Origin of the sequence: Mesorhizobium sophorae, assembly GCF_002270415.1 — a bacterium.
Taxonomy (GTDB): Bacteria; Pseudomonadota; Alphaproteobacteria; order Rhizobiales; family Rhizobiaceae; genus Mesorhizobium; species Mesorhizobium sophorae.
The window spans coordinates 38,262-49,804 of record NZ_NNRI01000010.1; the positions used below are offsets into that span (position 1 = coordinate 38,262).

The 11,543-nt window shown below is 59.2% G+C and carries 9 protein-coding genes and 2 pseudogenes; 6 read left to right on the plus strand and 5 right to left on the minus strand.

The annotated features are described in order from the left end of the window. Positions 1–59: 59 nt before the first annotated feature. A pseudogene (locus CGZ66_RS16330) lies at positions 60–245 on the minus strand (IS6 family transposase); the annotation flags it as partial. Positions 246–1,091: 846 nt separating this feature from the next. On the opposite strand from CGZ66_RS16330, the gene istA reads away from it, so the two are divergent. From istA to CGZ66_RS16345, 3 genes are read left to right on the plus strand one after another with little or no spacing between them, the layout of a single operon-like run. After that, a complete protein-coding gene (istA, locus tag CGZ66_RS16335; protein WP_095085188.1) occupies positions 1,092–2,591 on the plus strand; it encodes an IS21 family transposase in 1,500 nt (499 codons plus the stop codon). Beyond that, entirely contained in the window at positions 2,581–3,357 is a 777-nt protein-coding gene (gene istB, locus CGZ66_RS16340) for an IS21-like element helper ATPase IstB (RefSeq protein WP_206073656.1), read from the plus strand. Before istA ends, istB begins: the two co-directional genes overlap by 11 nt. Further along, complete coding sequence (locus CGZ66_RS16345) at positions 3,354–3,575, plus strand: hypothetical protein (protein ID WP_095085189.1); 222 nt, start codon at positions 3,354–3,356, stop codon at positions 3,573–3,575. Before istB ends, CGZ66_RS16345 begins: the two co-directional genes overlap by 4 nt. Before the next feature lie 145 nt (positions 3,576–3,720). Here CGZ66_RS16345 and CGZ66_RS39905 read toward each other — a convergent pair. Continuing rightward, positions 3,721–3,861 (minus strand): annotated as a pseudogene (locus CGZ66_RS39905) (IS6 family transposase); the annotation flags it as partial. 13 nt (positions 3,862–3,874) lie between these two features. On the opposite strand from CGZ66_RS39905, the gene CGZ66_RS16350 reads away from it, so the two are divergent. Both CGZ66_RS16350 and CGZ66_RS16355 read left to right on the plus strand, forming a co-directional pair. After that, positions 3,875–4,237, plus strand: a complete 363-nt coding sequence (locus CGZ66_RS16350) for a DUF982 domain-containing protein (RefSeq protein ID WP_095085191.1) — start codon at positions 3,875–3,877, stop codon at positions 4,235–4,237. A 159-nt stretch (positions 4,238–4,396) separates the two neighbouring features. Next, positions 4,397–4,645 carry a DUF982 domain-containing protein gene (locus CGZ66_RS16355; RefSeq protein ID WP_095085192.1) on the plus strand — a complete coding sequence of 83 codons (249 nt, stop codon included), beginning with the start codon at positions 4,397–4,399 and terminating at the stop codon, positions 4,643–4,645. Between the two features lie 310 nt (positions 4,646–4,955). Here CGZ66_RS16355 and CGZ66_RS16360 read toward each other — a convergent pair whose 3' ends face one another. The 3 genes from CGZ66_RS16360 to CGZ66_RS16370 form a co-directional block, all read right to left on the minus strand. Next, positions 4,956–5,504: a tetratricopeptide repeat protein gene (locus CGZ66_RS16360; RefSeq protein WP_095085194.1), complete on the minus strand. Its 549-nt coding sequence runs from the start codon at positions 5,502–5,504 to the stop codon at positions 4,956–4,958. Then, positions 5,501–7,636, minus strand: a complete 2,136-nt coding sequence (gene sctV, locus CGZ66_RS16365) for a type III secretion system export apparatus subunit SctV (protein WP_095085195.1) — start codon at positions 7,634–7,636, stop codon at positions 5,501–5,503. The genes CGZ66_RS16360 and sctV overlap by 4 nt, the downstream gene beginning before the upstream one ends. Before the next feature lie 292 nt (positions 7,637–7,928). Beyond that, a complete protein-coding gene (locus CGZ66_RS16370; RefSeq protein WP_095085197.1) occupies positions 7,929–8,819 on the minus strand; it encodes a SctD/MshK family protein in 891 nt (296 codons plus the stop codon). Positions 8,820–10,008: 1,189 nt separating this feature from the next. Between CGZ66_RS16370 and CGZ66_RS16385 the strand changes: the two genes are divergently transcribed. Beyond that, positions 10,009–11,541 (plus strand): Fic family protein, encoded by a 1,533-nt coding sequence (locus CGZ66_RS16385; RefSeq protein ID WP_095085198.1) that lies wholly within the window; start codon positions 10,009–10,011, stop codon positions 11,539–11,541. Positions 11,542–11,543 lie beyond the last annotated feature (2 nt).

An 11,543-nucleotide genomic window follows, 5' to 3' on the forward strand; every position in this document is an offset into this window, starting at 1 on the left:
TGCAACGGCTGAAGAGGGGCGCAGAGAGGCACTGATGCGAGGTCTATCAGTAGGCAGGATTCGAACTGCTCGGCGATCGAAGCGTTCGGACTGTAGCTGTGCCTCGCCTGTCGTTTGCGCATCATGTGGATCATCTCGATGCCGGATAAAATGGTTGTGGCGGTGGCCGCCGATTTGAAGCCGAGCATCGGCCGGGCGCGGCGCTTGGAGTGCCGATGTCCTGCTCGATCCTTCAAATACTGTGTCGAAGACGGTCGAAACCCGCTGATAAACGACGACAAGATCTGAAGCGCTGGAAGAGCAAAGGCGGCCGCCCGCGCGCTCTTCAACTAGCGCTGTAGCGGGCGGCCGCCTTTGCGGCGCGGTGCTGATCATGGGAGGTTGAAGGGATAGACGCGGGGCACGTCTCCAGCCGCCCTGAGGCGGCTTTCGACGTACCCCGCCATGCGCGTGCCTTGTGGTAGATCTGCGGGTAATCAGCGCCGCAGAAACAATCCGGCGTAACACCGATCTCAACTGGCAAGTCCGGGCTCGGTGTCACGCTCCACTGACGGTGCGCGACTGCATTATCGCATTGTCAGCGCATTCCGTCGACCTTTTCCCCGAACTCCCAGCGGCGCTCCGAAAGGATCGTCGCGGATGCTCACGGGCCGCTTCTTTCTGTGCGGCCGCTGCCGTTCGCAGGTAACGATCTGCCGCAGCTGCGACCGGGGACAGCGCTACTGCGGCCAGGACTGCGCCCGTGCTGCCCGCCGCGAGAGTGTGCGCGAGGCGGGGCGACGTTATCAGCGCAGCCGCCGGGGACGCCTGGCTCATGCGGTCCGGGCCCGACGATATCGGGCTCGGCACAATAAAGTGACGCATCATTCTCCACCTGCATCTCCTGCCGGTTCACTACTGGTCAGTCCCTCGAACGATGTCGTCGCTGCTTTTGCTGACGTCGCCGGGCGGGCGACGACATCGGTCATGCCCACGCCGTGCTGTCGGCGCTGCGACTGTCGACTGTCGCCGTTCGTTCGCACCGGCTTCGTGCGTCGCCGGGGGCCTCGTTATGCCCGTGAAGCTGACTACGCAGACGGAGAGCCCGTATCATGACCATCAGCCCCGAACTGGAAGCGCAGATCCTGCGCCTGTATCACGCCGAGAAGTGGCGCTGCGGCACCATCGCCAGGCAATTGCATGTCCATCACACGACGGTGCATCGCGTTCTGGCCCAGGCGGGATTGCCCCGGCACAAGCCGCTGCAGAGAGCCTCAATCATTGACCCGTATCTTCCATTCATTGAGCAGACGCTGGAAAAGTTCCCCTCGCTGACCGCCAGCCGCCTTTATGCGATGGTGCGCGAGCGCGGCTACCGGGGCTTGCCGACGCACTTTCGGCACCTGGTCGCCCTGCACCGTCCCCGCAAGCCGGCCGAGGCGTTCCTGCGGCTGCGCACATTGCCGGGCGAGCAGGGACAGGTCGACTGGGCCCACTTCGGTCACATCGAGATCGGCAACGCCCGCCGGCCGCTCATGGCGTTCGTGATGGTGCTTTCTTACTCACGCGACATCTACCTGCGCTTCTTCCTCGACGCGCGCATGGAAAACTTCCTGCGCGGTCACGTCGGCGCGTTCAACACATGGTGCGGGCTGCCCAGGGTCCTGCTCTACGACAATCTCAAGAGTGCGGTGCTCGAGCGCCAGGGCGATGCGATCCGCTTCCATCCGACGCTGCTTGCCTTCGCCGGCTTCTATCGGTTCGAGCCACGTCCTGTCGCGGTTGCCCGGGGCAACGAAAAAGGCCGCGTCGAGCGCGCCATACGGCATATAAGGGAAGCATTCTTCATCGCCCGCAAGTTCACCGATCTCGACGATCTGAACGCCCAGGCCGAACAGTGGTGCCGCAACCAGGCAGCCGACCGGCCATGCCCCGAGGACCGGACGATGACGGTCCGCCAGGCGTTTGCGCAAGAGCAGCCACTGCTTCTGCCGCTGCCCGCCAACCCATACCCCGTCGAGGAGCAGGTCGCCGCCAAGGTTGGCAAAACGCCCTATGTGCGCTTCGACCTCAACGATTACTCGGTACCGCATGCTCATGTCCGGCGCACGCTCAGCGTGCGCGCCGATCTCGGCCTGGTCCGCGTCTTCGACGGCGCAAAGATGATCGCCAGTCACCGTCGCAGCTATGATCGCGACCAGCAGATCGAGGACCCTCAGCACCTCAAGGCACTCGTCGCAATCAAGCGCGAGGCGCGCCAGCATCGCGGCCTCAACAGCCTGACCCGCGCCGTGCCGGCCTGCCAGACCCTGATGATCCGGGCCGCCGAGCGTGGCTCCAATATCGGTGCGATCACAAACGCGTTGCTGAAACTGCTTGACCTGTACGGCGCGCAGGAACTGCAGGCCGCCGTCGAGGAAGCTTTGCATGCCGGCGCCTCCCATTCGAGGTCGGTTCGCGACGTACTGGAACGCCGCCGGGTCGCCCGCGGTGCTCCGCCGCCGGTCGAAACGAGCCTGCCCGAACACGTGCGGCGCAAGGATACGACGGTACGGCCGCATCGCCTCGACAGCTACGACCAACTGACCCTTGGAGGCAAAGATGATGAATAATCCCGACATCCTGCTCAACCGGGCCAAGGCGTTGCGCCTCAATGGCCTGATCACCCATTGGGACGAAATCGCTGACGCGGACTGGCTGGCCGCCGTCCTTCAATGGGAAGAAGAGGAGCGCTCCGACCGTTCGATGCGGCGACGCACGCGTGCCGCCAGGCTCGGCCACTTCAAGCAACTGTCCGATTATGACTGGCACTGGCCTCGCCGCATCGACCGCGCCGCCGTCGAGGATCTGATGACCCTGTCCTTCATGAACGATGCCGCCAACATCGTCTTTATCGGCCCCAACGGCGTCGGGAAATCGACACTTGCTCGCAATGTCGCTCACCAGGCGCTCATCTGCGGTCACACCGTCGTCTTCCGAACCGCCAGCGAGATGCTCGGCGAACTCGCCGCCCTCGACAGCGACGCAGCCTTGCGCCGACGCCTTCACCACTACGCCGCCGCCGACGTTCTTGCGATCGACGAGGTCGGGTATCTGTCCTACTCGAACCGTCATGCGGACCTGCTGTTCGAACTCATCAGCCGGCGCTACGAAAAACGCTCAACCATCATCACCACCAACAGACCCTTCGCTGATTGGTCGGAGGTCTTTCCCAATGCCGCCTGCGTCGTCAGCCTCGTCGACCGCCTCATGCACCGATCCGAGGTGATCTCCATCGAAGGCGATTCCTACCGCTTCAAGGAAGCGGCCGAGCGATCAAAGGCACAGCGCGAAAAACGCACCAGCCGCTCCTCCGGCGAAAAGGTGCCCGCAGCATGAAACCAGATCCTCAACCGTCCGGCCTCAGTCGTGGTATCCACTTCCTCATCAATCCCGAATGGACACCCGAACAGGCGCTCGCTGTCTTCGAGCTCCTCAACGATCTCGCCGATAGCATCTGGTCTCACTACGGCGTCCAACTCCAGGAACTTATCCAGGAGCAGCAACGAACACCGACCGATCACAGCGATATCGAAAAAGCCCCGTCCTCGCTCTAAAGCACACATCCTCCACACTCGGCGGCCTGCAAAGGCCGCCTTTTTGTTCCGTCCACAAGCACCAAACGCTTGTCGTCGTTTAGACGCGCTTTTGAAAAGCCATCAACAAAATACTGGCTCCGGCGGATCCAGATCGGCTCCAGGAGCGATCCTGCAAGCGATTTGTGGTCTTGCAGGAAACGATCCCGTCTCGATTGCTCTGGCTACCGTCGATGACGACGCAATCCGGTTGGCCATGAGGCTCCAGCGCCTTTCTGAAGAAGCGTTTGGCCGACGGCAGGTCGCGCTGTTGCGCTGAAATGCATTCGACGCTGTCATGCCATTGGCGGTCACGCTCCGCTAATCCCAGATCATTCCAACTCGACGCATCATCTTTCAACAGCCCACTTTTCGTGAAGCGCGCAACTCACATCGTGCAAGAGATTGCCAGTCTAGCCGACGCTGTCGACTTCCTCAATGAATGGCCAGAAGATCGCAGGGACCTAATCCACGAAGCCGCCCTCAGAACGTGCTATGATGCATACGATGGACGAAAACCTGTGAGCGCCGCGCGTAATGCCTTTTTCGGCTTTGCGAAACGGGCCAACATATTGGAGGATGCAACCTCCGCAATGCAGTGGCTCGCTGCTTGCAAGTCGGGCACCGGGAAAGCACAAGTTTAGGCTTCGGCGCCATGCGGCTGGTGCTGGGCGCGCCGAGGGAGGGCAATGTGTCGAGATTTCATGCATGGCGAAAGCGGAAGCGCTGCTCGAAAATAGGCGAGAATTGTTCGGCTGGGCAAGCAAGTGCGACCAAGGCTATTGCCGCATGTGGGTACAGACATGACCCGCTCGAGCAGATTTGAGAGGCCGGTCGTTATCCAGGTTACCCGCCACAGCTCAGAGCGTATGGTGTTCGATGTTAATGACGCGGCCGCTATCCTACTGCGTGACCTTCATCGTCAGACCGAGAAACGGAAGGTGGCGATGAACGCCTGTCTGCAGGTATTGCGCGGTGAAATTCATCCGCCAGCTGCTCGAAGGGCTTTCGTGGCTGCTGCACTCGAAGCAAAGATTCTGCGCAGCGATTGATTAACTAGGATGGTCAGGAATTTCTTCGTTGCTTCGCTGCTGGTTTCTCGCACAAAAAGACGATCGCAGAAGTGCGGTATCCAACCCACGCACAAGAACGCCATTCCTAAGAAGCACTCAGCCGGGTATACTCTACAACCCGCGCCAACGCCCAGATGTGTCTTTAGAATGGCGCGTAAGAGCATGATCGGCCGTCCTTTCAAGGGCACATTCTGTTCCCAGTGCTGTTCATCAACGGCAAACATCCAACTGACGACGTCCCGGTTGGAATTCCGTTTTCCGGTGTGCCAGTCCGGGGCCTTTTGCACGGCTATCGCGATCGTGCCAACGCACTCCTTTCGGCCTTCCCGTCTACCCCAAGCGACAAGTTGAGATTGTGGCGCAACATCAGATTCCCTGGCTCTGTTTCAAGAGCTTGCCGATATAACGCTCTTGCCGCGTCATGTCGCCCCTCCAAATCCAGAACAACTCCCTTCGCGTTCAACGCCCGCAAATTACTTGGAGCTGCTACCAAGAGGTTGTCGAGTACCTGAAGCGCCTCATTCGGGCGTTTCTGCGCCAGCAAGACCTTCGTAAGACGGATTGCCGCATCGACATTGTCCGGATGCTGCTTCAGATCATCCCGCAAAGCCCGCTCTTGCGCATCCTGACCGACTGCGCGCAAAATGCGCTCGCGTATGGCCGGATCGATCTGATCAGCGCCGAGCAACTCTGGGGGCGACGTCTCCTTCACTGAAAGAACTGGCTTGTTCCAGCTAGCGCAACCTCCGAGCGGAACAATGGCGAGTACTGAGAAGAGAACTGAGCGCAGACGAGATGAAAGTAACGGCGGAGTGGCAATATTCTCATGTGAATTCATGTTTGGTTCTCAGCTGTCATAGAGTGCTGTGCCTTTGAGTTGGCGGCAACGCGGATACTGCGAGAGTCCCCCGACATTTCCCCTTCTGTTCCAGGGGGGAGCTTGACGGATCCGGCGGGTTGAATCGTGAAGTCGGAGGCAAGGTCCTGATAAGACAACACAGCCAGATCGATCCCGTTTCGGGTGAGAAAGCCGCGGACGAAGCGTCGAACATCCATCGAAGTTAATATGACGGGGCGGGTCTGATCCGGTGCTGTGCTGGAAAAGATGCTGCGCATCTGTGACAGCAGCGCTTCGCTTTGCAGATCCTCTAACACGAGGTAGGGGCCCGCAGCCGAATCTCGAGCCGCACTCCGCACCATATCCTCACTCTCACGTTCGATAATAAAGGCGGGCACGATACCTTGTGTGTTGGCATAGCGGTGGCAGATCTGCCGCTTCATGCCGGAGCGAACATATTCCGTGAGCATCGCGACGTTTTGCTCACGTTCGCTCCATTCGGCCAATGCCTCCAAGACGAGGCGGGTGCTGCGGATAGGGATACCTTCATCCAGCAGGCGGCGCAGCACATCGGCAACCCGGGGAACAGGCGTCGTGCGCAGCACCTCCTTCACCAGATCAGCATAATCGTGCTCCATTCGGCCCAGCAATTCGCGGGTCTCTTGGATACCCACCAAGTGCGGTGCATAGCGGGTCAACGTCGCATGGACACGCGAGGCAAGGAGTTCGCTCGCTCGGTGATAGCGGATGCCGGCAGCGTTGAGAGCCGGTGCATGGCCTTGTTCGACCCAGATTCTGTCCGCTTCTGGATCATGCCGAATGGGGATGCCGCTAAGTTCAATGTTCGCCAGACCGTCTGCGAGTTCTAGCAGTGTCGGATCAATCAAATCCTGTTCGACTGGCACGCCCTCGACATCTATTCTAAATTGCGACTCGGGCAGCTGCTCGTCGACCGCAACTGGAATGCGCGGAACGATAATGCCGAGATCAGCTGAGACGAGTTGCGAAACGCGTGCAATGTGCTGTTCCAATTCGGCTTGGTCGATCTCATGCGTAAGGCTCGGCGCAAGAAAGAAGGCGAGCGGGCTTGCCTGCGCAGGCACGGTTTGTTTTTGAGGCTCTACTTGATCTGCACTTGTAGCATTGGTATTGTCGGCGCCCTGCCCATCGCCCTTGGCAATGCTTGCGACGGCGAGGACTGCGGCCAACGTAAGAAAGACGGGCAGAGGGAAACCGGGAACAAACCCCATCGCAACCAAGACGCAGGCCGCCAGCCGCAATGCTCGCTTGCTGGCCGTGAGTTGATTGACTATGTCGGTCCCAAGGTTGAGCCTCGCGGCCCCCGTTACACGCGTGACGATGGTTGCCGCTGTAATTGAAAGCAGCAGGGCCGGAATCTGCGAGATTAACGCGTCACCTATGGTCAGTAGAGTATAGTGTTGCAGAACCTCGCCGAAGGACATGCCTTTCGAAAGCAGGCCGATGGAAATTCCACCCAGCATGTTGATGCAGATCACCACGAGCCCGGCGATGGCGTCGCCCTTTACGAATTTCATCGCGCCATCCATCGCGCCAAAAAGTTGGCTTTCCCTCTCCAATGCGGCACGCCGCCTGCGAGATTCGTTGGCATCGATGTGGCCGTTGCGAAGCTCTGCGTCGACCGCCATTTGCTTGCCCGGCAGAGCGTCGAGCGTGAAGCGGGCCGCCACCTCCGCTACGCGTTCGGCACCCTTCGCGAGGACCATGAACTGGACCATGGTCACGACCAGAAATATGACAAAGCCGACGAAGATATTGCCTGAGATTACGAAGTCGCCGAACGTGTGGATGATGCTGCCTGCCTCTCCCTCGGCCAGGATCAGTCGTGTCGTTGCGATGGTAAGCGCCAGACGGAACACCGTGGAAATCAAAATGACGCCCGGCAAAGACGAAAAATCAAGCGGCGTGCTGACATACAGGGCAACCATCAGCAGCAATATGGCCAAACCCAAATTGAATCCGATAAGCGTGTCGACAACCACGAGCGGGATTGGCATGACCATCATACCTATCGCCAGCAGCAGCATCAACGCGACCATTAAGTCGGGGTTGGCCGGCGCACGGTCGATGAAGTTACGCAGGACGTTGGGCATGTGGGCCCCTTTGTGGTCGTTTGAGAATTACTGGGCTACCACGCAGTGAAACGTAGCTTTCGAAGGCCGCGCGCGCCTCGTCCCTGCGGCCGGTCCCACGCAGCGCATCGCCACGCGAGGGTAGTCAGAGGAAAGCGCGAGGATCCCCGGTTAGGCGTATCCAGTGTGGTCAGGACCATCGGTGCCTCATCGCCGAAACCTTCCGGGATGAGCGGATAGGCGAGAAGCCGCAGCAGGGGGATAGCTTGAGCATTGGAGTTCTCCTGAATACGGCCCGCGAAGCTGAAAGCCCTTAATACGGCAGAGCAGCAACGCGACCATTTCGGCTCATCAGCACACGACCCTCCTCGATCCGATCGACCGTCCAGCCATCATCCAAAAGCGCGCCGACAAAATACTTCTCGCCAGCGATTATCAGATACGGAAGGGGCCCACGCCAAACTGCTTCAACCGCGATGGCGGATGGCGCCTTCTCCTCCTTGATAACCACTCCATTCACCAGTGTGAGAGCGCCGTTCGTGCGATGATCGAACCACTGCTGAACCCTCTGCCAACTGCTGATCGATGCTGACGTGACGGTGCCCTCAGCGGTCACGACGCCCTTCGCGGAGCCGATCATAATATTGTGAAGGCCCGCTTTATCGACTTCCTCTTGCAGGTCTTTGGCCACAGCCACGGTAGCCTGATCATCAGCGCGGTTATTGGTCAGCTTGAATTCAAGTTCGGCACCTGGCGACTTGGCGTTCAATGCATCAGCAGTGCCGTAATAGGAGAACATAGCCGAGAGTGCGCCGATCCCGAGAGAGCCGAGTAACACCAAGGTGAGCATAAGGATCGAGAGGCGTGGTCTGGCGGTCGAACCAGTCGGCGCTGCATCCTGCGCTGACCAGAGAATGGACATCGCGCCGGCGTGAATGATGACAGGAAGGGGCAGCACAACGCACTCGCCTGCTGCAATATTCCGATTGTCCTCGATGCTGAGTCCGCCTGCAAGCGCCTCAACCTCGATCGAATTCCCAAGAAGAGTGATACGAAAATGATGTGGCGCCAGTCCTTGCTCGACGAAGATTATATCGGCGTCGAGGCCACTGCCGATTAAGTTCGTTTCAAGAGTCGGCTTACCGGTCAGCCCGCAATAGACCCCCGACAGAACTTCGAAATGAAGGGAAACAGCGTCATTCAAGGATGATCTCCCGAATCAGGAAAGAAGCCGCATGGCAATTACCATGCGGCTCATTTCGGTCACACATCGCGCCACCCAGGGCAGCGATCGAGGGTTTCCAGAACCCCGTTTCCGAGATTACTGAACGCGTTCGTCGGCCGCTTTCTTGATTGTCTGCAAGTTGGTCGTAACAGTGCGCAGCTCTATACTCCTAGCCGTAGCCTCCAAGCTAACCGCCGTTAGCTCCTGGATTTGCTGCTGGAATGCGGCAGCCCCAGCGGCTTTGGAAGCTACGTCCGCACCAGCCGCAGCGCCAGCACCACCCAAACTACCAAGAGTACCTATTTTACTCATATCGTTTCCCTTCTGTTCGAACTGTGCCGTCACCGACGGCACGCACCTCCCGACGCGGACCACCCAACGTCAGGCATCTTCTTCAGTGTCTGCCAGAGCGTCGTCGGCATCAGCCATGGCATCGTTCACAATAGTTAGCGCAACAGAACGGAGAGCCGTCTCGAAGGCATCGCTTTCAGATGCAGCTTGCGAGCCATCCCCAGAAAAGGTCGGACTGTCCGCTCGACCGATCTCGCCACCCGGCCTGGTAGGACCAGAAGGCCCGCTGCTATGACCAGAGGGCTCGCTGGATGCGTGCCGCGACTGTCCATTCGAATGTCCATGCCCGGTGCGGGCCAAGGATCCAAGTCTATCGCCAATTGCTGCTATCATCAGGTATTCCCACATCTGTTTCCGTTAACGGCGAGGCGTAGAAGATCAATTTCATCAAACGTTAGGAGGGCGAGCTTTCGAGAAGCTGACCAGTCTCAACAAAAAGCGGCTGCGGCGCTGTTGCAAAATGAATGGTCGCGCACGATCTTGTGTGTGGACGAGGCCGTTGACCGCATCAGGAACAGGACCATCACCGGCTACCGGTACGATCCCAAGGCGGCAGCCCTATTGGGCGTAGAGGTTTAGCTTCGGGAGCCTTAGCTATCTGCTGGCCTCTTAAAAGCCTCTAGGGACTCGGCGGTCGGCCGGGTGCGTCCTGCGAGGCTAACGCATTGAAGAAATTATATTTTAAATCTTTTTCGCATAATAAACTTGCGATTCCACAACTTAATAAACTTGCGATTACACGGCATCATTGACTTGTGCTGGTGCAGCATTATATACTTGTATTCGCACAACACAAAAAACTTGCAAAGGCACGTCCGTGGCCAAGCCCCATGAAAAACTCGCAGAGCCCCTAGCCATCCTCAAAGAGCTGCAGGAGCAAGGGCGGCGCATATTCAAGTCAGACGAGCTGACGCGCGTCCACCGGGAGCGGCTGGTGGCGAACGGATTTCTGCGCGATGTGATCAAAGGCTGGGTCATGTCCACCGGCCCTCAGGCCCAGCAACAGGACACCACCCCCTGGTACCCAAGCTTCTGGGAATTCTGTTCGCTGTACTGCAATGACCGGTTCGGCAAAGACTGGTTCCTGTCTCCCGAACAGTCCCTCCTGCTGCATGCGGAAGCGCCGACCATCCCTCCACAGGTGGTGGTGAATACCCCGAAAGGAAAGAACAACAGGATCGACCTGCTGTTCGGCACCTCCCTCTACGACCTTGCGGTCAAGGAAATGCCGGAACAGCTGACGGAGAAGAACGGTCAGCGGGTGCTTACCGTTGAGGCCGCGCTTATCCGTGTACCGGAAGGATTCTTCCAGCGCGCGCCTATCGAAATGCAGGTCGCCATGGCGTCCGTGCGCGATGTATCGACGGTACTGGCCCTCCTTCTTGATGGCGGCCATTCCGCCGTGGCGGGGCGACTCGCGGGCGCATTCCGCCGCGTAGGGCGTGATGCCTTCGCTGATGAAATTGTGGCAACCTTCAAAGCGGCCGGGTACGACGTGCGCGAGTCCGATCCGTTCGCGGGTCGGACCGGGGTTACGACCATAGCGGCGGGTGTGCCGCCGCTGGTCGCGCGCCTGCGCGCAATCTGGGAATCCCAGCGCGAAGCGATCATAGAGATATTCCCAAAGGCGCCGGGCCTTCCGTCCGACAAGAACGCTTACATGAAGTTCGTGGAGGATATCTACGAGAGCGACGCTTATCACTCGCTGTCGATCGAAGGCTACAGCGTGACGCCCGAGCTCATCGACCGCGTGCGCGAAGGAAGCTGGAATCCGGAGATCGATGAAGCGGACCGGAAAAACCGCGATGCGCTCGCCGCGCGCGGCTACTATCTCGCGTTTCAGAAAGTCAAAGAGTCCGTGGCGGCCATCATTGATGGCGCGCCAGCAGGAGCCTTGACGCGCGATACACACAGGGAGTGGTACCGGGAGCTGTTCGCGCCGTCCGTGACGGCTGGCATACTCAGGGCGAGTGCACTTGCCGGTTATCGGAACCACCCGGTGTACCTGCGCGGTTCGCAGCATGTACCGCCGCGAACAGAGGCTGTTCCCGATGGCATGAACGAGTTGTTTGACTTGCTGGAAACGGAGAAAGACGCTTCCGTGCGCGCCGTGCTGGGGCACTGGCTTGTAGGTTATGTGCACCCTTATCCGGACGGCAACGGCCGTATGGCGCGGTTCCTCATGAATGCCATGCTGGCGTCCGGTGGCTATCCGTGGACTGTTGTCAGGGTGGAAGACCGCAAGGCGTACCTGGCGGGCCTGGAAGAGGCGAGCGGCAACATGAATGTGAAGCCGTTTGCGGCGTTTCTGGCCGAGCGGGTTACTTGGTCTGCCGATCGAAGCGCCTGAGA

What these genes read in the sequence shown, in the direction of transcription:
- istA (WP_095085188.1), top strand. Translation starts at nt 1,092, where the DNA reads ATGACCATCAGCCCCGAACTGGAAGCGCAGATCCTGCGCCTGTATCAC.
- istB (WP_206073656.1), top strand. Translation starts at nt 2,581, where the DNA reads ATGATGAATAATCCCGACATCCTGCTCAACCGGGCCAAGGCGTTGCGC.
- sctV (WP_095085195.1), bottom strand. Translation starts at nt 7,636, where the DNA reads ATGCCCAACGTCCTGCGTAACTTCATCGACCGTGCGCCGGCCAACCCC.
- CGZ66_RS16355 (WP_095085192.1), top strand. Translation starts at nt 4,397, where the DNA reads ATGACCCGCTCGAGCAGATTTGAGAGGCCGGTCGTTATCCAGGTTACC.
- CGZ66_RS16350 (WP_095085191.1), top strand. Translation starts at nt 3,875, where the DNA reads ATGCATTCGACGCTGTCATGCCATTGGCGGTCACGCTCCGCTAATCCC.
- CGZ66_RS16345 (WP_095085189.1), top strand. Translation starts at nt 3,354, where the DNA reads ATGAAACCAGATCCTCAACCGTCCGGCCTCAGTCGTGGTATCCACTTC.
- CGZ66_RS16360 (WP_095085194.1), bottom strand. Translation starts at nt 5,504, where the DNA reads ATGAATTCACATGAGAATATTGCCACTCCGCCGTTACTTTCATCTCGT.